Origin of the sequence: Burkholderia sp. PAMC 26561, assembly GCF_001557535.2 — a bacterium.
Classification (GTDB): Bacteria; Pseudomonadota; Gammaproteobacteria; order Burkholderiales; family Burkholderiaceae; genus Caballeronia.
The window spans coordinates 1,988,753-2,012,479 of the sequence record NZ_CP014306.1 but is presented as its reverse complement, the minus strand read 5'-3'; the positions used below and the strand labels follow the sequence as shown (position 1 = coordinate 2,012,479).

The 23,727-nt window shown below is 61.3% G+C and carries 17 protein-coding genes and 1 pseudogene; 13 read left to right on the top strand and 5 right to left on the bottom strand.

What is annotated here, in order from left to right; genetic code table 11:
• Positions 1 to 10 precede the first annotated feature (10 nt).
• The 4 genes from AXG89_RS09320 (at position 11) to AXG89_RS09305 (ending at position 4,456) form a co-directional block, all read left to right on the top strand.
• Positions 11 to 1,030, top strand: a complete 1,020-nt coding sequence (locus tag AXG89_RS09320) for an ABC transporter permease (protein WP_061998702.1) — start codon at positions 11 to 13, stop codon at positions 1,028 to 1,030.
• Positions 1,027 to 1,887, top strand: coding sequence for an ABC transporter permease (locus AXG89_RS09315; RefSeq protein ID WP_062169398.1), 861 nt, complete (start codon positions 1,027 to 1,029; stop codon positions 1,885 to 1,887). Before AXG89_RS09320 ends, AXG89_RS09315 begins: the two co-directional genes overlap by 4 nt.
• Positions 1,884 to 3,956 carry an ABC transporter ATP-binding protein gene (locus tag AXG89_RS09310; RefSeq protein ID WP_062169396.1) on the top strand — a complete coding sequence of 691 codons (2,073 nt, stop codon included), beginning with the start codon at positions 1,884 to 1,886 and terminating at the stop codon, positions 3,954 to 3,956. The genes AXG89_RS09315 and AXG89_RS09310 overlap by 4 nt, the downstream gene beginning before the upstream one ends.
• 77 nt (positions 3,957 to 4,033) lie before the next feature.
• A complete protein-coding gene (locus tag AXG89_RS09305) occupies positions 4,034 to 4,456 on the top strand; it encodes a hypothetical protein (RefSeq protein WP_062169394.1) in 423 nt (140 codons plus the stop codon).
• Between the two features lie 5 nt (positions 4,457 to 4,461).
• On the opposite strand, the gene AXG89_RS09300 is transcribed toward AXG89_RS09305, so the two are convergent.
• From AXG89_RS09300 to aspT (AXG89_RS09290), 3 genes are all read right to left on the bottom strand, one after another.
• A complete protein-coding gene (locus AXG89_RS09300; RefSeq protein WP_062169392.1) occupies positions 4,462 to 5,307 on the bottom strand; it encodes an aldo/keto reductase in 846 nt (281 codons plus the stop codon).
• 123 nt (positions 5,308 to 5,430) lie between these two features.
• On the bottom strand, positions 5,431 to 7,152 hold the full coding sequence (gene aspT / locus AXG89_RS09295) for an aspartate-alanine antiporter (protein WP_062169390.1): 1,722 nt from the start codon (positions 7,150 to 7,152) through the stop codon (positions 5,431 to 5,433).
• Between the two features lie 82 nt (positions 7,153 to 7,234).
• A complete protein-coding gene (gene aspT / locus AXG89_RS09290) occupies positions 7,235 to 8,917 on the bottom strand; it encodes an aspartate-alanine antiporter (RefSeq protein WP_062169388.1) in 1,683 nt (560 codons plus the stop codon).
• A 606-nt stretch (positions 8,918 to 9,523) separates the two neighbouring features.
• Between aspT (AXG89_RS09290) and AXG89_RS09285 the strand changes: the two genes are divergently transcribed.
• The 6 genes from AXG89_RS09285 (at position 9,524) to pdeM (ending at position 17,748) form a co-directional block, all read left to right on the top strand.
• Positions 9,524 to 10,507: a LysR family transcriptional regulator gene (locus AXG89_RS09285; protein ID WP_061998695.1), complete on the top strand. Its 984-nt coding sequence runs from the start codon at positions 9,524 to 9,526 to the stop codon at positions 10,505 to 10,507.
• Between the two features lie 37 nt (positions 10,508 to 10,544).
• Positions 10,545 to 11,537 (top strand): 2-hydroxyacid dehydrogenase, encoded by a 993-nt coding sequence (locus tag AXG89_RS09280; RefSeq protein ID WP_062170472.1) that lies wholly within the window; start codon positions 10,545 to 10,547, stop codon positions 11,535 to 11,537.
• Positions 11,538 to 11,757: 220 nt separating this feature from the next.
• Positions 11,758 to 12,816: a ligase-associated DNA damage response exonuclease gene (locus AXG89_RS09275; protein WP_062169386.1), complete on the top strand. Its 1,059-nt coding sequence runs from the start codon at positions 11,758 to 11,760 to the stop codon at positions 12,814 to 12,816.
• Complete coding sequence (locus AXG89_RS09270) at positions 12,813 to 14,471, top strand: ATP-dependent DNA ligase (protein ID WP_062169384.1); 1,659 nt, start codon at positions 12,813 to 12,815, stop codon at positions 14,469 to 14,471. Before AXG89_RS09275 ends, AXG89_RS09270 begins: the two co-directional genes overlap by 4 nt.
• Positions 14,468 to 17,047 carry a ligase-associated DNA damage response DEXH box helicase gene (locus AXG89_RS09265; RefSeq protein ID WP_062169382.1) on the top strand — a complete coding sequence of 860 codons (2,580 nt, stop codon included), beginning with the start codon at positions 14,468 to 14,470 and terminating at the stop codon, positions 17,045 to 17,047. The genes AXG89_RS09270 and AXG89_RS09265 overlap by 4 nt, the downstream gene beginning before the upstream one ends.
• Positions 17,044 to 17,748: a ligase-associated DNA damage response endonuclease PdeM gene (gene pdeM, locus AXG89_RS09260; protein ID WP_062169380.1), complete on the top strand. Its 705-nt coding sequence runs from the start codon at positions 17,044 to 17,046 to the stop codon at positions 17,746 to 17,748. Before AXG89_RS09265 ends, pdeM begins: the two co-directional genes overlap by 4 nt.
• Here the strand turns inward: pdeM and AXG89_RS09255 are convergent.
• Complete coding sequence (locus AXG89_RS09255; RefSeq protein WP_062169378.1) at positions 17,742 to 18,182, bottom strand: hypothetical protein; 441 nt, start codon at positions 18,180 to 18,182, stop codon at positions 17,742 to 17,744. The two genes, pdeM and AXG89_RS09255, sit on opposite strands and share 7 nt — an antisense overlap.
• Before the next feature lie 192 nt (positions 18,183 to 18,374).
• Between AXG89_RS09255 and AXG89_RS09250 the strand changes: the two genes are divergently transcribed.
• Positions 18,375 to 19,547, top strand: a complete 1,173-nt coding sequence (locus AXG89_RS09250) for an MFS transporter (RefSeq protein ID WP_062169376.1) — start codon at positions 18,375 to 18,377, stop codon at positions 19,545 to 19,547.
• A gap of 10 nt (positions 19,548 to 19,557) precedes the next feature.
• On the opposite strand, the gene hmgA is transcribed toward AXG89_RS09250, so the two are convergent.
• On the bottom strand, positions 19,558 to 20,901 hold the full coding sequence (gene hmgA / locus AXG89_RS09245) for a homogentisate 1,2-dioxygenase (protein ID WP_062170470.1): 1,344 nt from the start codon (positions 20,899 to 20,901) through the stop codon (positions 19,558 to 19,560).
• Positions 20,902 to 21,090: 189 nt separating this feature from the next.
• Between hmgA and AXG89_RS09240 the strand changes: the two are divergent.
• Positions 21,091 to 21,932 (top strand): annotated as a pseudogene (locus AXG89_RS09240) (EAL domain-containing protein).
• Between the two features lie 390 nt (positions 21,933 to 22,322).
• A complete protein-coding gene (gene dalD / locus AXG89_RS09235; protein ID WP_062170468.1) occupies positions 22,323 to 23,714 on the top strand; it encodes a D-arabinitol 4-dehydrogenase in 1,392 nt (463 codons plus the stop codon).
• The last annotated feature ends 13 nt before the right edge of the window (positions 23,715 to 23,727 follow it).

Sequence of the window (23,727 nt, the reverse complement as noted above, 5' to 3'; positions counted from 1 at the left end):
GCCCTGAGTCATGAACACCGCCTCTACTTCGGCACCTGCTGCAAAGCCACGCGGTGAATACGGCAGCGCACTACGCATTGCGCGGTTTATCGGCGTGCGGCTGTTTCTGGCGGCAATCACGCTGTGGCTGCTTTCCGTGATCGTATTCGCGGGCGGCCAGTTGCTTCCCGGCGATGTCGGCCGTGCAATCCTCGGCCCTCTCGCCGACGCACGCGCAGTCGCTGCGCTCAACCATCAACTCGGTGTCGACCGGCCGTTGCTCACGCAGTACGCCGCGTGGATAGGCCATTTCCTTCGCGGCGACATGGGCGAGTCGTATTCGTATCGCGCGCCGGTTGCGCCTTTCATCGGCGCTGCGCTGCTCAACTCGGCGAAACTCGGGGCGCTGGCGTTTATCGTCGTGGTGCCTCTGGGAATTGCCGGCGGCGTGTACGCCGCGCTGCACGAGGGCCGCTGGATCGACCGGACGATCAGCATCACGGGGTTGTCGGCGACGGTCGTGCCTGAGTTCGTATCGTCGATTGTGCTGATTCTCGTGTTCGGCATCTGGCTGCAATGGCTGCCAATCGAAGCGACGTATCCGCCCGGGTCGAACGTGCTGGTTCAATTGCAGCATCTGATCCTGCCCGTGTTGCCGCTCGTGCTCGTGTTCTTCGGGTATATCGCCCGGATGGCGCGTGCGGGAACCGTGGAAGCACTCGATGCCGACTACACCCGCACCGCGATCCTCAAGGGCTTGCCGCGCCGCGTGGTGATCATGCGGCACGTGTTGCGCAATGCGCTGCTGCCGACCGTCACGGTGGCCGCGACGCAACTCGGCTACATGATCGGCGGCCTGGTCGTCGTGGAGACGCTGTTCCATTACCAGGGCATCGGCTCGCTGATCTACAACGCCGCGAAGGGCAAGGACTTCCCGATGCTCGAAGCGGGCGTGCTGACCATCGGCGTGATCTATACGACGGCCAATCTGATCGCCGACGGGTTGTACGTGGTGCTGAATCCGCGCTTGCGGGTGAGGAATGCGCAATGAGCACTGCCACCGCCGCACCGTCATATACAGCACCCAAGTACGAGCGCACCAAAGCACTCTTGCGTTCGCCCACATTCCTGGTCGGCGCGCTGATCCTGCTGTTCTGGGTCGCGTGCGCAATCGGCGGGCATTGGGTCGTGCCGCAAGATCCCTACGCGTCCGATCCGCTGAATTCCCTCACGCCGCCCGACGGTACGCACTGGTTCGGCACCGATCAGCTCGGCCGCGATGTCTTCGCCCGCGTGATCGTCGGCGCGCGGGACATTCTCACCATTGCGCCCTTGGCGACGCTGCTCGGCACGGTCGCGGGAACGGCCGTCGGCTTGATCGTCGGTTATTTCGATGGCTGGGTGGACAACGTCGTAGGCCGTCTGATCGACGCGGTCCTCGCGCTGCCGCTCGTGATCGTCGCGCTGCTCGCGCTCGCTGCCGTGGGCGCGAGCAACCTGACCGTGATCCTCGTGATCGGCATCACGTTCACACCGATCACCGCGCGCACCGTGCGCGCCGCCGTGTTCGCCGAGCGCAATCTCGACTACGTGCTCGCGGCCCAGCTTCGCGGCGAAAATGCGTTCTACATCATGTTCGCGGAAATCCTGCCGAACGTGCTGCAGCCGATCATCGTGGAGACGACTGTGCGGCTCGGCTACGCAATCTTCTCGGTCGCGACGCTGTCGTTTCTCGGCTTCGGTATTCAACCGCCATCGGCAGACTGGGGTCTTGCGCTCTCCGAGTGCTACACGCTGATGGCAGGCGGCGCGTGGTGGACGGTCGTCTTCGATGCCGCCGCGATCGCCTCGCTGGTCGTGGGCGTCAATCTGGTTGCAGACGGCATACAGGGAGTGCTCGACCGATGAACGGCCCGCCTCCATCCGCTTTCCCTATCTTCGATGGATCGAAGAGCGCCGAAACCGATGCGCTGACCATCGTCGGCCTGACGGTCGCGTATCGCACGCGCGGACGTGATCGCGAGATCCTGCAGGACATCTCGCTGCGAGTGAAACGTGGCGAGGCGTACGGGCTCGTCGGCGAATCGGGCTGCGGGAAGTCCACTGCCGCGCTCGCCGTGCTGCGTTACCTGCCGCGCAACGGCCGCGTGAAAGCGGGCAAGATTTCTATCGCAGGGCACGACATTTCGTCGATGAACGCCGACGCTTTGCGGCACATGCGCGCGAATGCGGTTTCCATGGTGTACCAGGACCCGGGGCGCGCGCTGAATCCGTCGCTGACGATTGCGCGGCAGGTGTCGGAGGCGTTCGAACTGGCGGGTTCGTCGGTTAGCGAGGCGCTGGAGCGCACCATCGATATCTTGCGGCGCGTGCGCATCTCGTCGCCCGAGCGCGTGATGGAGAGCTACCCGCATCAGTTGTCGGGCGGCATGCAGCAGCGCGTGGTGATCGCAATGGCGCTGGCGTGCAACCCGGAACTGCTGATCCTCGATGAACCCACGACCGGCCTCGACGCAACCGTCGAAGCCGAAGTGCTCGACCTGATTGCGCAACTGCGCAAAGAACTCGGCACGGCGGTGCTGTTCATCAGCCACAACCTCGCGGTGATCGGGCGCATGTGCGACCGCGTCGGCGTGTTGTACGCGGGGAAACTGGTCGAAGAAGGCGCCACGCGCGATGTGTTTGCGAAGCCCCGGCATCCTTACACGGTCGGGCTTTTGCGCTGCCTGCCGACCACCGGGCGAAGCAAGGACACGGGCCGCCTCGATACCATTCCCGGCTCGCTGCCGCTGCCGGGAACCGTGACGCAGGGTTGCATCTACGCGCAACGCTGCAAGCTCGCCGATGACCGGTGTCATCGTGAAGCGCCGCCGCCTTATCGCGTTCAGGCGGCGTTCGGCGATCAGATGTCGCGATGCCACTACCACGAACGCGCGACCGAGTTGCCGCGCGCCACGCCCGAGGTCTTGGGCGAGCGTCCGCAACGTGATGAAACGGCGATTGCGCTGCGGGCGGTGGGTTTGTCGAAGACGTTTCATGCCGGCGGGGAATCCATACGCGCGGTCCACGATGTGTCGATGGAACTTGCGCTTGGCGAAACGCTCGGTCTCGTAGGGGAATCAGGCAGCGGTAAAACGACGCTCGCGAAGCTCTTGCTCGGACTGTTGTCTCCGGACGCGGGCGGATCCATTGAACTCGATGGCGCAACGCTCCCGCCGCGCGTCACGAGCCGCAACGACGAACAAGTGAAGTCGCTGCAGATCGTGTTCCAGAATCCGGACTCGGCGTTGAATCGCGCGCATTCGGTGCGGCGGCTGATCGCGCGGTCGTTGTCCAAACTGGGCGCGTTGCGCGGCGCCGCGAAAGAGGCGCGTTTGCAGTCGCTCACTGCGGCCGTCCGTTTGCCCGAACGTTATCTGAGTTCGCGCACCCAGCAGTTGTCGGGCGGGTTGAAGCAGCGCGTTGCGATTGCGCGTGCGTTTGCGGGCGATCCGCGCGTAGTCGTGTGCGATGAACCCACCTCCGCACTCGATGTCTCCGTGCAAGCCGCCATCCTGAACCTGCTCGCAGACCTGCAGCGCGAACGCGGCGTGAGCTACGTTTTCATCTCGCACGATCTGCACGTCGTGCGGTATCTGTCGGACCGTATCGCCGTGCTGTATCTCGGACGGCTGATGGAAATCGGCCGCGCCGCCGATGTCTTCGATGGCCCGCATCATCCTTATACGGAGGCGCTGTTGTCATCGGTGCCGGCGCTCGATGGAGCGGGCGCGGCGCGGGAGCGCATCCGGTTATCGGGCGAATTGCCGAGCGCGGCGAATCCGCCATCGGGCTGCGTATTCCATACGCGTTGTCCAAGGAAGATCGGCGCAATTTGCGAGCAGCGGGAACCGCCGTATGCGGATGCTGCGAATGGACATCGGATTCGATGTCATATTCCGCTGGAAGAGCTGAGGCAATTGCAGAAGGTAGAGTGAGCCGGAATCACGTTGATGGAACCAATCGTCGCGCGTCGCCTCATATCGAGTTCAATGTCCGACATGAGGGATACAACATGAAGCGAAACATCTCAGCGGCCTTTGCGCTTGCTATAGTCACGACGTTCGGCGCCGTCTCCCTTGCCCAGGCCCAGCAAGCTGCGCCCCAGGCCCCGGCAGTCGACCCCAGCTTTTCCGCGTACACCCTCGCGCAGGAATGCGCGCAAAAAAGCGATAACGCCGCGCAAGGACAATGCATTGGCGCGGTGCGCGGCATTGTTCGCGGGTATCAATACGGCGTGTTGTTCCTCGGGCAGCGTTCGCAATTGAACCCCAACGAGACGCAGAACGTGTCGCTGTGCCTGAGCAATACGCCGGTGTCCACGCTAGTGGATGAGTTTCTTGCCGATGCCAAGCAAGTCGATGAAGCCGCACTCAGACGCACGCCCGCCGAGGTTGCCGTCCTCGGCTCGGTGCACTCGCATCACGCCTGCATGTAGGTGGTTTAAAGCATTTCAAGCGAGCGCTTTGACTTTGGCGGTTTGAAGTGTGCATCGATTTGCGCCAGCTCTTGCGCCGACAAGTCGATATCGCGCGCTGCCGCATTTTCCGTGACATGCGCAACGGTGGACGCCTTTGGTATTGCAATGACTTGCGGTTGCTGCAGAACCCACGCGAGCGCGATTTGCGTCGGTGAAACGCCGCGTGCGCCGGCGATATCGTTCAGCACGCTTTGCTTGGGCAAGCGCGAATGATCGACCGGGCTATAGGCCATCGCAGGCATGTTCCGTTCGCGCATCCAGGGCAGCAGATCGAACTCCGGACCGCGGCGCGCCACGTTGTACAGGATCTGATTGGTGGCGCACTGGTTGCCGTTTTCAAGCGCGAACAATTCGATCATGTCGTCGGTGTCGAAATTGCTGACGCCCCAATGACGGATCTTGCCGGCAGCCTTGAGACTTTCGAACCCGGCGATCACACCTTCGATATCTTCGCCGCCGCGCCAGTGCAGCAAATACAGATCAATACGATCGGTTTGCAAACGCTTCAGACTACGCTCACAAGCGGCCTTCACGCCCGCTTCGCTGCCGTTATGCGGATAGACCTTGCTGACAATGAACAACTCGTTGCGTCGAGCGCCCAGCGCTTCGGCGATGAGTTTTTCACTGTCGCCATCGCCATACATCTCGGCGGTATCGATAAGCGTCAGTCCCAGGTCGACGCCCGCCTGCAGCGCCTTGATCTCCTCGCTGCGCTTACGCGCGTTTTCGCCCATCTCCCATGTTCCCTGACCCAGTGCGGAGATCTGTTCGCCGGACGGCAGATGGACGGTTTTGTGCGGTGAAGTCATCGGAAGCCTCGCTCAGTCTTGAAGTCTCATTGGGCTGCGGATGAGCGTAGCAGTTCAACATTTCACTAAACGGATGCGTGCCCCTCGCGTTTTTCATCGGGCGACACGCGTCCTTTTCAATGATCAGACCAGGCCCACCAACAGCGGTCCCAGCAGTGTCAGCAAGACATTCGCCAGCGCATACGTGATCGCGAACGGCACGGTAGGAACCGCGCTTTCCGTCTTGTCGAGCAGCGCGCCAAATGCCGGGTTCGCGCTGCGCGATCCGGTCAGCGCGCCCGCCAGCAGCGCGGCGTTGTTGTACTTGAGGACGTAGCGGCCGAAAATCATGGTGAGGATGAGCGGCACTACCGTGACGACCACTCCGAGCAGGAAGATCGTCATGCCGCTTTGCTTCACCGTCACTACAGCTTGCAATCCCGAGTTCAAACCGACCGCAGCCACAAACGCGGCGAGCCCGAAATCCTTCATCAATTGCGACGCCGCCGATGGCATCACGCCGTACATGGGATGCTTGCCGCGCATCCAGCCGAACAGGAGGCCGGCGAGCAGGCAACCGCCGCCTGAACCGAGCGTCAGCGGCACGCCGCCAACGGTCACCACGATCAGGCCGATCAGCAAGCCCAGGACAATGCCCACGCCCATGTAGATGAAGTCGGTCTTGTTCGTGACCGGGAGTTCGTAACCGGCGGCATCGACGGCGCGTTTTGTGTCCTGCGGCGACCCATAGAAGGTGATCACGTCGCCATGTTCGAGCTTGGTTTCGGGCAGGATCGGCAACGGCTGGTCGGCACGCCTGATCTCCTGCACAAAAACGCCGTGACGCAGATCGCGATCCACGGTCGTGCGCATCGCGGCGATCGTCATGTGATTCATGCCCTTGCGCGTGAAGACGCCTTGCCGGTTCTGCATCACGACGCTGATGCCATCCGTATCCGCTACCTCCTCGCCAATGTCCGGCGCGGTTGCGACCATCACCTCGCGGCGTCCGACCACAAGCACGACGTCGTCGGCTTGCAGCATCACGTCCGGACGAGGTTCCAGCGCCTTGCCTGCGCGCCTGATGCGCTCGATGGTGATCATGTCCGCGCCAGCCAGCTCGATCTCGGCGACCGTCCGTCCTGCAGCGCCATTTGACCCGAGCGCGGCGCCCGCCGCGTTGCCGCCGGTAATCCGGTAAGCGCGGCCGACCAGCTCCGGCAAGGCCGCTGTCTGCCCCGGACCATGCGCGACGGTGCTGCCAAGCAGGCTCTTCTCGGCTTCAACGGCCGCCTCCCTCAGGCCTTGTCCCATGAACTTCGGCAAGATGTTCACGCATACGATGATCGCGCCGAGCGACCCGAACACATAGGTCACGGCGTAGGCAATGGCGACATCGGACTGCAAGGACTTGGTCTCGGCGACGGGCAAGCCGAGACGCGCGATGGCGTCGCCCGCTGTACCAATGATCGCGGATTGCGTGAGTGCGCCGCCGGCCAGCCCGGCGGCAATGCCCTTGTTCAACCCGAAGAGCTTGGCGCAGATCAGCACGGTGACAAGAGCTGAAACCGCGAGGAAAACCGCCATTGCGATTTCACGCAGCGTCTTGCGCGACAAGGAGTTGAAAAACTGCGGACCGGAGTCGTAACCGACTGCGTAGATGAAGATGGCGAACATGACGGACTTGACGCCGTTATCGATCTGCACGCCGAACTGGCTGATGACCACCGCGGCCAGCAAGGACCCGCCTACTCCGCCAAGCTGGAACTTCCCGAAGTTGATCTGGCCAATGAAGTACCCCACCGCGAGCGACAGGAACAACGCTATTTCCGGAGACTTCGTGAAAATCTGGTGTATCCATTCCATGGTGCCCTCGCTAGATTGTGTTCCCGTCCGACCTTGACTGCTCAGCGCGTTTCGTTACGCGTTTGTTGTGCTTTTTAAAACGCTATCCCAGCTTGCCTGCGAGCCCGACAACCAACGGACCCATCAGCGGCAGCAGCACGTTCGACAACGCATACGTGATGGTGTAACCAATAACAGGTGTTGCGTTGCCCGTCACCCCAACCAGTGCGCTGATTGCAGGAGTGCTGCATTGCTGGCCCGCTATTGCGCCAAGCAGCATGGGAACCTCTAGTTTGAGCAGCCATCGCCCGATCGCGAGCGATACCAGCGCCGGCCCGAGGGTGATGACAACGCCCGCGAGAGGCAAGGCGATACCGTATTCACGGATGAGGCGGATTGCATCGGCGCCCGCGCCGAGTCCTACAGCGGCGATAAACGTGCACAACCCGAAATCCTTCAGCACTTGCGCGGCGGCCGAAGGCAGGGAGCCGATCACCGGGAAGCGCGAACGAATCCAGCCGAACAGCAGACCTGACAGAAGACACCCGCCGCCCGTGCCGAGGGTGATCTGTATATCGCCCATCCGCGCGCTGAGATGGCCAATAAGAATCCCGAGGATCACGCCAATGCCGAGGAACACGAAGTCCGTCTTCAGCGTCGCGCGCACGATGTAACCCAGCTTCGCCGCACCGCGCCGGACGTCTTCGGATGCGCCGATCAACGTCAGCACGTCCCCACGATGCAACTCCGTTCCGGGCAGCGCCGGGATCGTGCTGTCGAGCCGCGTGACGGCGGAGATGTAGACGCCGTGGCCGTCGGCGGGAGTTGCGCGGGCGCGCACTTGCGCCACGGTCAACCCATGCACTTCGCGCCGGGTAAGCATCACGTCAAGCGTCTCGGCGTAGACATCGGCGACATCGCTACCCGACACCTCCTCGCCTATCGACGGCAGTGCTTCGAGCAGCACTGCGCGACGTCCGCCGATCACAATGCGGTCGTCGCGCTTCAGGACAAGACCCGGCTGTGCCTTGACTGTGGAGCGGCCGCGCACGACACGCCCCACCGTGATCTCATTGCTGAAGCGCTGTTCCAGCGCATCCACGCGCATCTGCGCCGCGCCCGTCACACGCACTTCACGGGCCACGAGCGACGGCGCCGCGAGCCGCTGCCCTTCCCCGAGCGCGCTGTCGCCGCCGAGCGTACGCCAGAGGCGCTCGGCTTCATCGCGCAAATTCACGCGCAGGATCAGCGGCGCAACCTGGCTTGTGAACAGGACGATGGTGACAAGCCCGAACAGGTAACTCACGCTATACGCAGTGACGATGTTGGCCTGCAACCGCGCGATCTCTGCAGACGGCAAGGCGAGTTTGCCAATGGCTTCGGACGCCGTGCCGACCACGGCGGATTCTGTCGCCGCGCCCGCGAGGAGGCCGGCCGCTGTCCCTCGATCCAGTTTGAACAGCGCAACGGCGCCGAGCACCAGTCCAAGCACGACGACAATTTCTACAATCGACAGAAGCCCGTAACGCCAGCCCCGCCCTACGTTGGCGAAGAACTGCGGGCCGCCGGTGAAACCCAGCGCAAATATGAACAGTGCAAAAGCAATGTTTTTCAGTTCCGGCGAAAGCCGCGCGCCGCTCTGGCCCAGGATCAATGCAACGATCAGCGTTCCGCACACGCCTCCCAACTGAATGGGGCCCAACTTGAAAGAACCGATGAAAAACCCGATTGCCAAGCTGGCAAATAAAGCAATTTCGGGTTGCCGCGCCAATAAGTTCCATATCATGAAATTATCGCCTCGATTGAATATCGATTTGCAACGATTAAAGAAGGCTCGTCATTCGAATTAAGGATTTGATTAAATATTTTTATCGCCTTCAGGTTAAAACAGTTTTAAGTGAGCCGTCTGCGTCCGTGCAGCCTGTCAAGCTGGGCATGCCCGATTCAAAAGATTTTTATTGTCACACGGGCCTCTTCTTGTGACTGCGCGAGAAGCTGAACTTAGTACGGAACGTGAGCCGGTTTTACCTCATTCCGCGTGTTCAGAAACCAGCAACTGTCTGCCTTAAGCAATTGTTTCGATCAAAAATAACCACTCTTCGTTTAATGCACTGCAAGAAACTGATCAGCGCTGTCCAGCCCGCGAAACAAAAATATGCATAAATCTGACGATCCATTCCAAAAAGCACTTAAGTGTAATTTTTCATTGCAATGACTCCGCAAATATGAAAGTCTTACGTTAATGCGGAATGCAAACAAGAAATAAAGTAGATATTGCAATTCCGCACAGGTGTCAATGCGGTTGATCGATACCGAAAATCAAAAAACGCTGCTCGCATGGGTGATATGCGAAGCAGTTCATCGTTATTTAGGACACTGAGAGGTAAGGGTTATGAATCAGATTCATGCAATGCGGGTTTTCGTGCGAGTCTCGGAAACAGAAAGCTTCAGACGGGCCGCGCAGCAACTGGATGTATCGAACGCTCTTGTCACTCGGGCGATTGCGATGCTCGAAGCGCATTTGCGTACGCGGCTGATCAATCGAACGACTCGCAACCTCTCACTGACAGAGGCCGGTACCCGTTATCTCGAGGGGTGCCGTGCACTACTGGAGGAACTCGACCATCTGGAATCGATGGTCGCCCATACGGAGGGCGATCCCAGCGGCACGCTGCGCGTGGTGGCTTCGGGATCGCTTTCGTTAATGGCCCTTACGCCGCTGATCGACGGATTCCGGCAGGTCTATCCGAAAGTGAATGTCCGTCTTACGCTCTCGGAGCGTCACGTCGATCTGGTCGAAGACGGCTTCGACGTGGGTATCGTGACTGCATTCATGGTGTCGAGCACGGCGCTTGTCGAACGCCCGGTCGCGACCAATACGCTGATCCCGGTCGCCACGCCCGCTTACCTCGAGGAGCACGGCTCGCCCAGCCAACCTGCCGACCTGCTGCATCATTCGTTCGTGGCGTTGCCGAGCGAGATGCGCAGCGCCACCTGGCACTTCCGGCATCGCAGCAACGGCAGTGCCGACCAGGTCACGCTCGCGCCCGTTTATACGGTCAACAGCGCGCTGATGGTGCGGCTCGGAACGCTTGCGCACATGGGTATCTCGATCCTTCCGGAAGGCGTCGTAGCCAAGGATCTGGAGGACGGATCGCTGGTGCGCGTGCTCGGCGATTACGCAATCGACGACCCCGATGTCAAGGTGTCGATCGTTTATCCTGGACGTCAGTATCTGCCAGCGAAGACGCGTGCTTTTATCGACTACACGCTCGAGCATATGGGTCCTGGTGGAGAAGTCGGCGTGCCGCAGGCTCCGGACAGTGTCCTGGCCCGGCTTTCAATGGCCCATCCAGCGAGTGCCATCGCTAACTAAAACGTTTGCGTGACAACGGGGTGCCAACTCGATGCCGATCTCAATGATCGTCTTCAGCAGCCGTCAATACGATCGCGATGTCTTCACTGAGGCAAACGCGGCTTTCGGCTACGCCCTGCAGTTTCAGGAATCGCAACTCAACGCGCAGACGGCGGTTCTCGCGCATGGTTGCAACGTGGTATGCCCATTTGTGAACGACGTCGTCGACGAAGCTGTCCTGGAGACGCTTCGCGACGGCGGCACTCAACTTGTGGCGCTGCGCTCGGCCGGCTTCAACCACGTCGATCTGGCCGCCGCAAAGCGGCTCGGAATCGGCGTGGTCCGCGTTCCTGCCTATTCACCGCACGCGGTTGCCGAGCACGCAGTTGGTTTGATCCTCACGCTTAATCGCAAGCTGCATCGCGCTTATGCACGTACCCGCGACGGTGATTTCTCGCTCAACGGCCTGCTGGGTTTCGACCTGCACGGCAAAACGCTCGGGATTATCGGCACAGGAGTCATTGGACGTGTGTTCGGCAAAATCATGGCGGGTTTCGGCATGACTTTGCTGGCACACGATCCAGGACCGCCCGCACAGGACCTGGTTGCAGTCGGAGCGCAGTATCTGGCGCTTGAAGCGCTGCTGGCTCAATCCGATATTATCAGCCTGCATTGCCCTCTCCTGCCTTCGACATATCACTTGATCGACGCAGCCGCGCTTGGGCAAATGAAACACGGCGCAATGCTCATCAATACAGGCCGCGGCGGACTGATTGACAGCAGCGCACTTGTCGATGCGCTAAAAAGCGGCCAGCTAGGCCATCTCGGTCTGGATGTCTATGAAGAAGAAAGCGGACTCTTCTTCGAGGACCATTCGAATCATCTTCTCCAGGATGATGTGCTTGCGCGCTTACTCTCGTTTCCAAATGTGATCGTTACTTCTCATCAGGCGTTCTTTACGCATGAAGCCCTGAGCGAGATTGCAAACACGACGCTCGAGAACATAAAGGCGTGGTTCGATGGTTCTTCGCCCATTCAAACGACTCTCTAAGCTTTCAATCCTTACCGCGCATATTAAATACGCGCAATTAACATGATTTGAAATGTCAACCGTTTGATTGACGTCGATATCTTATCAATCTTTTTTATTCTTCATATGAATTAATGAATCAATAGTAAATGCCGAGTTTTAATAGGCACACGATTTGCTTCCACTAAACCCACGTTGACCACTTCCGGTCGACTTCTCCCTTTTCCAAGCGGGTGGCGGGTTGGACGCATTCAAAGATCTGATTGTCGCGAGGCCGGAAGGTCTTTATTGCCCGCCGGGCGACTTCTTTATCGATCCGTGGCGCCCGGTCGATCGGGCAATCATCACGCATGCCCATGCGGATCACGCCCGTTTCGGACATGCGCGCTATCTTGCGGCAGAAGCGGGCGTTGGTGTATTGCTATCGCGCCTGCCGGGTATCGAATTACAAGGCGTTCCGTACGGGGAGCGTCTTGTCATTAACGGCGTCTCCGTCTCACTGCATCCCGCCGGCCACGTGCTGGGCTCGGCGCAAGTCCGTGTGGAACATGGCGGCCGTGTGTGGGTCGCTTCCGGCGACTACAAGGTCGACCCGGACCCGACTTGCACACCGTTCGAACCCGTGCGCTGCGACACGTTCATCACGGAATCCACTTTTGGTTTGCCGATTTATCGATGGGACCCGTCGCACGTTACTTTTGGCGGTATCGATTCGTGGTGGCGGCATAACGCGGCAGAGGGACGCGCGTCCGTATTGTTCTGCTATTCGTTTGGCAAGGCGCAGCGGGTTCTTGCCGGAATCGATGCAAGTATCGGTCCCATCTTTTGTCATGGCGCCGTGGAACCGCTGAACCGGGCTTATCGGGCTGCGGGCGTGGCCTTGCCGGAAACACGTCTTGTCAGTGATGTCGCCGCCAAGGACAAGGGTGTGTTCAAGGGCGCGCTGGTCGTCGCGCCGCCGTCGGCACAAGGCAGCACGTGGATGCGGCGCTTTGGCGACTACAGCGACGCGTTCGCTTCCGGCTGGATGCGCCTGCGGGGCACGCGGCGCCGGCGCGGCCTGGATCGCGGTTTCGTGCTGTCCGATCATGCGGACTGGCCGGGGTTGCAGGAGGCGATCGGTGCGACGGGCGCGGAACGTGTGATCGTCACGCACGGCCAGATCGAACCGATGGTGCGGTGGCTGCGTGAACAGGGACTCGAAGCCGGTGCGTTCACGACCGAATACGGCGACGACGCAATCGAAGCGGACGCAGCCGAAGCCGCTGGTAGCGCCGAACCCGAGGCAGCGTCCCAATGAAGCGCTTCGCCGCGTTATACACCGCGCTCGACGGCACGACATCGACGAAAGAAAAACTCGAAGCACTGATCGCGTACTTCTCTGCGGCAGAACCCGAGGACGCCGCCTGGGCGTCGTATTTCCTGAGCGGCGGCAAGCCGCGCCAATCTGTTCCTACGCGCCTTCTCACCGAGTTCGCCCGCGAGCGGGCCCGCCTGCCGGAATGGCTGTTCGAAGAGTCGTATCAGGCCGTTGGTGATCTCGCCGAAACCATCGCGCATATCTTGCCGCCGGCGCAACGCACGTCCGAGCTCGGCTTGGCGCAATGGATCGAAGGCCGCGTGCTGACCTTGCGCGGCCTGGAACCCGACGAACTTCGCACGCGCCTGCTCAGTTATTGGGACGAACTCGACTGGAGCGAGCGTTTCCTGCTGACCAAGCTGATTGGCGGCGGGTTTCGTGTCGGCGTCGCGCGTCAGCTCGTCGTGCGGGCCCTCGCGGAAGTCGCGGGCGTCGATCACAAACGCATTGCGCAACGCATGGTCGGCTGGACCGACTCGCGCCAGGCGCCGGATGCGGCGCGCTATCTCCGGCTGATCGCGCCCGAAACGTCGTCCGACGATGAAACCGCAGCGCCTCACGAAAGCGATATCGGCCTGCCCTACCCTTTCTTTCTTGCGCATCCGTTGCAGGCCGATCCCGCGACGCTTGGCGCGCCGTCGGACTGGGTTATCGAATGGAAGTGGGACGGGATTCGCGCACAACTCGTGAAGCGCGGCGGCCGCGTGTGGCTCTGGTCGCGCGGCGAAGATCTCATCACCGACCGCTTCCCCGAGATCGCTGCATTGGGCGAAGCGCTCGCCGATGGCACAGTGATCGATGGCGAAATTCTCGCGTGGGAACCGGGCGCCGATGCGCCGTTGCCGTTTGCGCGGCTGCAACCGCGGATCACGCGCAAGACATTATCGAAGAAAGTGCTGGCCGACTCGCCCGCCACCTTTCTTGCGTACGATCTGCTCGAAGCCGATGGTCGCGACCTGCGTCTGACGCCGCTCACTGAACGGCGGACGCAACTCGATGCGCTGGCCAATGAACTTGCGGTGGATCTGCTGCGCGTATCACCCCTGGTGAACGCCGGCGACTGGACCGCGCTCGCCACGTTGCGCGAGGAAAGCCGCGGGCGCGGCGTGGAAGGCCTGATGCTGAAAGGCCGCGATTCGATGTACGGCGTCGGCCGCACGAAGGCGTCGGGGACGTGGTGGAAATGGAAGGTCGAGCCGTATGCGATCGATGCCGTTCTTCTCTACGCGCAACGCGGTCATGGCAGGCGCGCGAGCCTGTACACGGACTTTACGTTCGCCGTGTGGGACGAAGCCGACGGCGTGCGCACGCTCGTCCCCTTTTCAAAAGCCTATTCAGGTCTCACCGATGAAGAAATGCGCAAGGTCGATGCGATCGTGCGCAAGACGACCATCGAAAAATTCGGACCTGTGAGGAGCGTCACGCCGACGCTCGTATTCGAGATCGGCTTCGAAGGCATTCAAGCGAGTCCGCGCCATAAATCGGGCATTGCGGTGAGGTTCCCGCGCATGTTGCGGTGGCGCACGGACAAGCAGATCGACGACGCCGATACACTCACCATGCTCAAAGGTTTTCTTGATGGAGCCGGCCAATGAGCACGCCCGCTGATTCCAGACGCCGTTCGCCGCGTCCACGCCGGGTGCCGAAAACGCGCGCGGCGCAGGCGAAGGCGGACGCCCTGGCCGAGTTGTTCCAGCCCGTGCCTGTGGTGATCGACCAGGACGCTGAAACCACGCCTTTCGATACACGCCTCGCCGCGTGGTTCGAGCGCAATGCATGGCAGCCGTTTCCGTTTCAACGTGAAGTATGGAAGGCAATCGAGAGCGGTTCGAGCGGCCTTCTTCATGCAACAACGGGCGCGGGGAAAACCTGGGCCGTGTGGCTCGGCGCATTGGCCGCGTATGCACGTGAGCAAAAGGCTCCGGCGCCATTGACCGTGTTATGGATCACGCCGATGCGCGCCCTCGCCGCCGATACCGCCCGCGCACTGCAAACCGCGGTGACCGAACTCGCGGTGCCCTGGAGCATCGGCTTGCGCACCGGCGACACGCAATCCGCCGAACGCGCACGCCAGAACAAACGCATGCCATCGACGCTTGTGACCACGCCCGAGAGCCTCACGCTGATGCTCACGCGCGCAAACGCCATCGATGAAATGAAGCACGTCAGGCTGGTCGTCGTCGATGAATGGCACGAACTGCTCGGCAACAAGCGCGGCACGCAGACGCAACTTGCGATCGCACGCCTCACGCGCTGGCGGCCGGGGCTGCAGGTCTGGGGGTTATCGGCGACGCTCGGCAATCTCGAACTGGCGAAGGACGCGTTGCTCGCGCCCGTGAAAACGCCGCGCGTTGCGGTGCGCGGCGCGCAGCCGAAAACGCTGATCGTCGATACGCTCATACCTGACACCATCGAACGCTTTCCCTGGGGCGGTCATCTGGGTGTGAGGCAGGTCGAACCCGTTGCCGCTGAAATCGATCAAGCGCGCAGTTCGCTCGTCTTCACCAACACGCGCTCGCAGTCGGAGATCTGGTATAGGGCGCTGCTGGACCTGCGGCCCGATTGGGCCGGGCTGATCGCGCTGCATCACGGTTCGCTCGACAAGGAAGTCCGCGAATGGGTCGAGCTGGGCCTGAAGAACGGCCAGCTCAAAGCGGTGGTGTGTACATCGAGCCTGGATCTCGGCGTCGACTTCCTGCCGGTCGACCGGGTGTTCCAGATCGGCTCGCCGAAGGGCGTCGCACGTTTGATGCAGCGCGCGGGACGCTCGGGACATTCGCCGGGGCGCGCATCGCGCGTGACCATCGTTCCGACACACGCGCTCGAACTCGTGGAAGCCGCCGCCGCGCGATGGGCGGTTGAAGAACGGCACATAGAAGGCCGTGAGATGCCCTACGAGCCGCTCGATGTCCTCGTGCAGCATCTGGTGACGATTGCCATTGGCGGGGGCTTCAACGCGCCAGATCTCTTCGACGAAGTCCGCACGACCTACGCGTATCGCGACCTCACGCAGCAGGAATTCAATTGGGCGCTGGCCTTCGTGGAGCGCGGTGGCGCATCGCTCGCGGCGTACCCGGACTTTCATCGCGTGACGCCCGATGCCGACGGCGTGTATCGCGTGCCGCGTGAGGACCTGGTCCGGCGCCACCGGAACAATGTCGGCACGATCGTCGCGAACGCGACCATCAACGTGGCGTACATGACGGGCGGCCGGATCGGGTCGATGGAAGAGTCGTTCATCTCGCGCCTGAAACCCGGCGATGTCTTCACCTTCGGCGGACGCGCGCTGGAACTGATCCGCGTGCGCGACATGACCGCGTATGTGAAGCGCGCGACGTCATCGCGCGGCGCGATGCCGCAATGGGCCGGCAGCCGCATGCCGCTTTCGTCCGAACTTGCCGAAGCTACACTGATGATGCTCGCGCGGGCCGTCAACGGCGTCTACGATGAACCCGAAATGCTGGCCGTGCGCCCGCTGCTCGAATTGCAGGCGAAGTGGTCCGCGTTGCCGGAGCCGGGCGTGCTGCTGGTCGAGATGATCCGTTCGCGCGAAGGGCACCATCTGTTTTGTTATCCGTTCGCGGGACGCATGGCGCACATCGGCCTTGGGTCGCTGATCGGCTGGCGCGTCGCTCGCGATCAGCCGAGCACTTTCTCCATATCGATGAACGACTACGGCTTCGAGTTGCTCTCGGCGCGACCATTCGACTGGGAAACGCTGATTCAGGAAGGCCTCTTTTCGCCCGATAATCTCGAACATGACATTCTTGCGAGCCTCAATTCGTCCGAGCTCGCGGCGCGCCGTTTTCGCGAGATTGCGCGCGTATCCGGACTGATCTTCCAAGGTCATCCCGGGCAGCAGAAGAGCGCGCGGCAATTGCAGGCATCGAGTGGATTGTTCTATGAAGTTTTTCGCCAGCACGACAGCGACAACCTGCTGCTCGCGCAGGCCGAGGAAGAAGTGATGTTGCAGGAACTCGAACTTGAACGCATGCGCGCCGCGCTTCAGAGCATGAGCACGAGCCGCCTCGCGCTCACGCATCCGAAGAAGCCGACGCCGTTTGCATTCCCGCTGATCATCGCGCGGCTTCGCGAGAAAGTGAGTACCGAAAAGCTCTCGGATCGCGTCGCGCGCATGCTCGCCGACCTGGAAAAGGCGGCGCGTGCATGATGATCGAAGCATTGACGGTGGACGTTGGCGGGCATGCGCTGGTGTTGTCGGCAGCACGCGCGGCATTCGATCCGGTGCTCAAGACGTTGTTTGTCGCCGATGCGCATTTCGGCAAGGACGCCGTGTTTCGCGCGCGCGGAATTCCGGTGCCGGAAGGATCGACCGCGGAAACGCTTGGCCGTCTCGACGTGTTGATTTCAATGCATCGACCGGTTTGCGTCGTCTTCCTGGGCGACTTGCTGCACGCGAGGGAATCACATGCGGCAGCGACGCTACACGCGCTTGCCGAGTGGCGTTCGCGGCATGCCGGTTTGCGACTCATCTTGGTGGAAGGCAATCACGATCGTCATGCCGGCGGACCGCCTGAGGCGCTGGGCATGGAGGTGGTCGACGAGCCGTATCGGCTGGGGCCGTGGGCTTTGTGTCATTACCCGCAGCGCGTGGCGGGCGCATTTGCGCTCGCCGGGCATGAGCACCCGGTTTATCGCGTGGCGACCCGGCGCGACAGCGTGCGTTTGCCGTGCTTTCGCTTTGCCGCCGATGCCGGCGTCCTGCCCGCGTTCGGCGCGTTCACGGGCGGTTACGAGGTCAATGAAAACGCCCGCAACGAACGCATCTTCGTGGTCGCGGGCGAACGCGTGATGGCAGTACGTCCCCAGTCTCAAGCTCCTCAAGCTCCTCAAGCTCCTCAAGCTCAGTGATAAACCGTCTTCGATGACGTCAGCTTCGTCAGCGTCCCGCGCTGGAACCTGTACCAGCCTTCGGCGCTTTTGAGCACGACTTCATCGCGCTGCCAGAACACGCCGGTCAGCTTCATGCGCCGTCCGACGCGCTCGACTGCCGGCGGGCGTTTCGTGAAGTCGTAGAGAAGGAGTTCGGGCGCACCGCCATCGGAAGCCTCGACGATCATTCGCGCACCCGACGGCTCGACATGATGCACGATACGGCGCGCGCTCAAACGGTCGAACGTCGTGCCGTCGAGCTGCGCGTCGATGCCATTTCCCTGTTGAACGAAGGTCACGCTTCCGGCTACGGTGCGGATGGGTCCGGCGCCTGAATCCGCGTCTTGCGCGAACGCGCCGGGCGTCAAGAGCATGGCAAGCAGCAACGAAAAAAAGATCCGCAGTACGGGCATCGCACGTCCTTGTTGAAAACGACACCCCGAAACCTAGACCCGTCGATAGCGAAAAGCAACTCCCGCACGCCCGGGAAAAGCTAAATAGTCCAGCTCGTCGAATCAACGCGCGAAATCTCAGGGTTTCCACCGATCAACCGGGAAACGTTCGGTACAATTTGACCCCTCCCCCGCCCGACCTCCGCGCACTCCATGCCTCTGCCCCTTCTCGCCCTTGCTATCGCCGCGTTTGGCATCGGCACGACTGAATTTGTCATCATGGGCTTGTTGCCCAACGTCGCGCGCGATCTCGGTGTATCGATACCCGCCGCCGGCATGCTCGTGTCCGGCTATGCGCTGGGCGTGACCATCGGGGCGCCGATCCTCGCCATCGTCACCGCGAAGATGCCGCGCAAAAAAGCGCTGATGGTCCTGATGGGCGTGTTCATCATCGGCAACATGCTGTGCGCCGTTGCGCCGGGATACTGGGTGCTGATGGCCGCGCGTGTGGCGACGGCGTTCTGCCACGGCGCGTTCTTCGGCATCGGCTCGGTCGTGGCGGCGGATCTCGTCGCGCCGAACCGCCGCGCGCAAGCCATCGCGTTGATGTTCACCGGCCTCACGCTTGCAAACGTGCTCGGCGTACCGCTTGGGACCGCACTCGGTCAGGCGGCCGGGTGGCGGGCCACGTTCTGGGTCGTCACGTTGATCGGCCTGGCTGCGGCCGGTGCGTTGTGGGTCTGCTTGCCAAAGCACATCGAGATGCGTGAATCCAGCATCCTGCGCGAATTCAAGGTGCTTAAAAACCCGCAAGTGCTGATGGTGCTGGGCATCAGCGTGCTGGCATCGGCGAGCCTCTTTTCCGTCTTCACCTACATCACGCCGATCCTCGAAGACGTCACCGGTTTTTCACCGCACGCGGTCACGTTCGTGCTCTTGTTGTTCGGGCTTGGGCTGACGGTCGGCAGCACGCTTGGGGGCAGGCTTGCCGACTGGAAGTTGTTGCGCTCGCTGCTGACGTTCCTGATTCTGATCATCGTCGTGCAAGCGATCTTCGCCGCGACCATGCACGCCGCTATCCCCGCAATGGTCACCATCTTCATCTGGGGCGTGCTCGCGTTTGGAATCGTGCCGCCGTTGCAAATGCTGATCGTGAATCGTGCAAGCGATGCACCCAATCTTGCATCCACCCTGAATCAGGGCGCGTTCAATCTCGGCAACGCAACAGGCGCGTGGCTCGGCGGCATGGCGATTGGCGCCGGCGCGTCGCTCAGCACGCTTCCGTGGGTTGGCGTACTGATGGCTTGCTGCGCGTTCGGCCTCACGTTGCTCTCGGCGACGCTCGATAAACGCGCGCGACGCATGGGTATCGGACAGGCGGTTTGAGCAGAGAGGCTTACCGCTTCTCAGGGTTGAAATGCTTGGCGAGCCCCTGCCAGCATTCGTAGTAATGCGCCTGCAATTGCGCGGTTTCGAGCGCGAAGCGCGTCGGCTTGATCAGCGTGCTCGTTTCGAACATGAACGCCATTGTGTCGCCCACTTTCACAGGCTTCGATGTATCGGCGTTCGACGCCTTCTCGAAAGTACCCGCATCCGGACCATGTCCCGACATGCAGTTATGCAGGCTCGATCCACCCGGCATGAACCCTTCGGACTTTGCGTCGTACACGCCGTGGACTAAACCCATGAATTCGCTCGCCACGTTCCGGTGGAACCACGGCGGCCTGAATGTGTTCTCGCTTGCCAGCCAGCGCGGCGGAAAAATCACGAAGTCGATGGCATCGACGCCCGGCGTATCGGTCTGCGATTGCAGCACCAGAAAGATCGATGGATCGGGATGATCGAAGCTGATCGAGCCGATGGTATTGAACAGACGCAAATCGTATTTGTACGGCGCGTAGTTGCCGTGCCACGCGACTACATCGAGCGGCGAATGGCCAATGTCCGCTCGCCACAACACGCCGTTCATCTTCGCCACGAGTTCGAACGCGCCCTCGCGATCTTCATACGCTGCATGCGGCGTGAGAAAGTCGCGCGGGTTCGCAAGACCATTCGAGCCGATGGGACCCAGGTCCGGCAAGCGCAATAACGCGCCGAAGTTTTCGCAGATATACCCGCGTGCGGTGTTATCGGGCAGTGAGACGGAAAAGCGCACGCCGCGAGGAATGACGGCGATTTCGAACGGTTCAATATCGAGGCGGCCGAGTTCTGTCGCGATCGACAAGCGCCCTTCCTGCGGCACGATCAGCAGTTCGCCGTCGGCGTTATAAAAGAACCGGTCCTGCATCGATTGATTCGCTGCGTACAGATGGATGGCGCAGCCTTGCATGGATTCGGCGGCGCCGTTGCCGGCCATCGTGACCCAGCCATCGATGAAATCGGTAGGCACATCAGGCATGGGCAACGGGTCCCATCGAAGCTGATTGGGCGGCGTCGGCGGCACGTCGGCGAAGTTCGCCACGAGTTTGTTGCAGGCTTCGACTTGCGTGAACGGCTGATGCACCGCCGCCGGCCTGATCCGATACAACCACGACCGCCGGTTATGTCCGCGCGGCGCGGTAAATGCCGTGCCGGAAAGCTGCTCGGCATACAAACCGTAGCTCACGCGCTGCGGCGAATTACGTCCGAGCGGCAACGCGCCGGGCAGCGCCTCGGTTGCGAAGTCGGCGGCGAAGCCTGACTGGTACAGCCGGCTGACATGGGTATGGCTCGTGAAAGCACCGGGCGATTCTGGGTTCATGGACTGGTCCTCAAGCGACATGCGTTCGATTACGCATGGTAAAACCAATTACGATACGTAAAACTATTGTTAACCCTAAGCATGAAGCAGCAGATTGATACCGGTGCATATCGATATGTGGATTTTGTGCAAAGCCGCATGCATGGCACTGCTACCATCGACACAACATTGCTCGAGAACTTCGCCTGAATGATTGCACCGACCGTCCAGCAACTCGTCTCGCGCGCCTCGGACTATCCGTTTCCGGGCGCGCGCATTGTCATGGGCGAAGGGGCGCGTGCGGAATCGGCCATTGCCTTTTACGAGAGCTTTGCACTCGCGAGCGCCTACGAGCCCATCTTCGATGTCAGCACGCGCGGCTTGCCGCAATCGCTGACTGCATCGGTTGAGAGCGCGGAGCGTTTCGGCGATGAACTCGGTTTCCAGGCATTGACGCTCACCGCGGACGGCGCGCCGTTCGATCCATTCGCGCAACTCGACGACGACCCGCGACTCGTCGCGCTCGACCGTCTTTCACGTGCGTTGCATGCGTTCAATTTTTTGGCGCGCAGCGGCCCGGGTTGTTGTTCTTGCGGGTTCACGAGCGCTTGCTGAAGAGCGTGAAGTACGACCATGGGAAGCACTTTTCTTCTGTGCTGATCGAGTTCGGGTTGAATCCGGCGAGGATCGTGATTGAATTGCCGTCGGCGGCGGTCGCGCACCGGACGTTTCTTGGGTATCTGGTCAAAAGCTATCAGAAGTACGGTTTCAAAGTTGCGGGGAATCTGGCGAACGCGGGGCAGATCATGGCGGTGTCGGATATGGCGCGGCTTGATTTCATCAAGATGGATGCCGGCGCCGCGTTGCGGGATTCGGTGGTCAAGCCGTTGGTCGGGTATGCGCACCGGTTGAAGATCCCGCTGATCTTCAGCAACGTGTTGGATGAGGCGCAGTTCGATGCGCTACAACAGTTCGATGTGAATTTTGTGCAGGGACCTGCGTTTGAAGCGCATGACATCGACGTATTGGGCCGTTCGCGCTCAAGCAAGTAATTCGAGGATTCGCCGCTCGGTGAATCCGCTGCCGATCAGATCTTTTTCACGCGCCCGGCACGCAACGCTTTAGCCACCGTACAACCTGTTCTGCATCGCATCGATGGCTGATGCCGAACTCGGTTTGCATGGCCCAACCTGCGCCAAGGCAATGCACGACCGGCGGAAAACCCAAATAAATTGTGCAGAGCAGCAACGAATCCGCGGTCTTGAATGCTGCAGAGCGCCTTGACTTTCATCGAATCGAATACGATCATTCGCTCACAGAACGAGCAAATGATCGTGGCAACGCAAACCGGTGGAAGCAAAACCGCCGGAACACGCCGCGGCAAGAGACATAGCACCGCGCCGGGCATGCCCCGCGGCGCATCCAGATCAGAGGAAGACACCATGACGTCCGCAAACCCAACAACCGCCGATGTGATCCTGCACATCGGCGCAGGCTCTTTTCATCGTGCGCATCAGGCGTGGTATCTGCACAAGCTGATTGAATCGGGCGATACACAATGGTCGCTGACCGTCGGCAACATTCGCGGCGACATGAACGCCGTACTCGAGGCGCTTGCCGCACAAAACGGCACCTACACCCTAGAAACCGTCACGCCGCAGGGCGAACGCAAGTACGAAACCATCCGCTCGATCAAAAAGGTCGTGCCATGGGCCGCGGACCTCGACGCGCTGATCGCGGCGGGCGCGGCGCCTGAGTGCAAGATCGTATCGTTCACGGTAACCGAAGGCGGTTATTACCTCGATGAACACCACAAGCTCGACCGCGCAAATCCCGATCTCGCGGCCGACCTGAAAGGCGCGCGCACGACCATCTACGGCGCGCTCGCCGCGATTCTCGACGCCCGCATGAAGCAGAACGCCGGCAAGGTGACGCTGCAGAACTGCGACAACCTGCGCAGCAACGGTGACCGGTTCAAGGCCGGCATGCTCGAATTCCTGCAATTGCGCGGCGAAACTGCGCTGCGCGACTGGATGATCGCAAACACCTCATGCCCGAACGCGATGGTCGATCGCATCACGCCGCGTCCCACGCCCGATGTCCGCGAGCGCGTGCTGGCCGCAACTGGTTTCGACGACAAAGCGCCGGTCATGGGCGAAGCGTTCATCCAGTGGGTGATCGAGGACGCGTTCATTGCCGGTCGTCCTGCATGGGAAAAGGTCGGCGCGGAAATGGTCGATTCGGTGCATCCCTACGAGGAAGCCAAGATCCGCATCCTCAACGCCACGCACAGCTGCATTGCGTGGGCGGGGACGCTCGTTGGTTATCAATACATTCATGAAGGCACGCAGGACGCGGAGATCCGCGCAATCGCCGATGACTACGTCACCCAGGACGTGATTCCGAGCCTGTCGCCGAGCCCCATCGACCTGGCGAAATATCGCGATGTCGTGCTGGACCGCTTCGTCAATCCGTATATCCAGGACACGAACCAGCGCGTAGCCGCCGACGGCTTTTCGAAGATCCCGGGTTTTATCGCGCCGACGTTGCGTGAATGTTTCGCGCGCAAGGCCGATCCGGACGCGACCGCCATGCTTCCCGCGCTGTTCTTCCGTTTCCTCGAACGCTGGCACGAAGGCAAGCTGCCGTACGCGTATCAGGACGGCGTGATGGACGCGGCGACCGCGCATGCTTTCTTCGAAGCCGCCGATCCGGTGAAGGCTTTCGTCGCGGACAAGCTGCTTTGGGGCAGCCTCGCGCAAAGCGCCGATCTCGAACGCGTGCTGCGCGCAGCGCTTGGCCGCGTCGATGCCTGGCTCGCCAAGCGCGGCTGAGCCGGCCGCGCCT

Coding starts and splice junctions, on each gene's coding strand:
- AXG89_RS09320 (WP_061998702.1), top strand. CDS start 11: ATGAACACCGCCTCTACTTCGGCACCTGCTGCAAAGCCACGCGGTGAA.
- AXG89_RS09315 (WP_062169398.1), top strand. CDS start 1,027: ATGAGCACTGCCACCGCCGCACCGTCATATACAGCACCCAAGTACGAG.
- AXG89_RS09310 (WP_062169396.1), top strand. CDS start 1,884: ATGAACGGCCCGCCTCCATCCGCTTTCCCTATCTTCGATGGATCGAAG.
- AXG89_RS09305 (WP_062169394.1), top strand. CDS start 4,034: ATGAAGCGAAACATCTCAGCGGCCTTTGCGCTTGCTATAGTCACGACG.
- AXG89_RS09300 (WP_062169392.1), bottom strand. CDS start 5,307: ATGACTTCACCGCACAAAACCGTCCATCTGCCGTCCGGCGAACAGATC.
- aspT (WP_062169390.1), bottom strand. CDS start 7,152: ATGGAATGGATACACCAGATTTTCACGAAGTCTCCGGAAATAGCGTTG.
- aspT (WP_062169388.1), bottom strand. CDS start 8,917: ATGATATGGAACTTATTGGCGCGGCAACCCGAAATTGCTTTATTTGCC.
- AXG89_RS09285 (WP_061998695.1), top strand. CDS start 9,524: ATGAATCAGATTCATGCAATGCGGGTTTTCGTGCGAGTCTCGGAAACA.
- AXG89_RS09270 (WP_062169384.1), top strand. CDS start 12,813: ATGAAGCGCTTCGCCGCGTTATACACCGCGCTCGACGGCACGACATCG.
- AXG89_RS09265 (WP_062169382.1), top strand. CDS start 14,468: ATGAGCACGCCCGCTGATTCCAGACGCCGTTCGCCGCGTCCACGCCGG.
- pdeM (WP_062169380.1), top strand. CDS start 17,044: ATGATGATCGAAGCATTGACGGTGGACGTTGGCGGGCATGCGCTGGTG.
- AXG89_RS09255 (WP_062169378.1), bottom strand. CDS start 18,182: ATGCCCGTACTGCGGATCTTTTTTTCGTTGCTGCTTGCCATGCTCTTG.
- AXG89_RS09250 (WP_062169376.1), top strand. CDS start 18,375: ATGCCTCTGCCCCTTCTCGCCCTTGCTATCGCCGCGTTTGGCATCGGC.
- hmgA (WP_062170470.1), bottom strand. CDS start 20,901: ATGAACCCAGAATCGCCCGGTGCTTTCACGAGCCATACCCATGTCAGC.
- dalD (WP_062170468.1), top strand. CDS start 22,323: ATGACGTCCGCAAACCCAACAACCGCCGATGTGATCCTGCACATCGGC.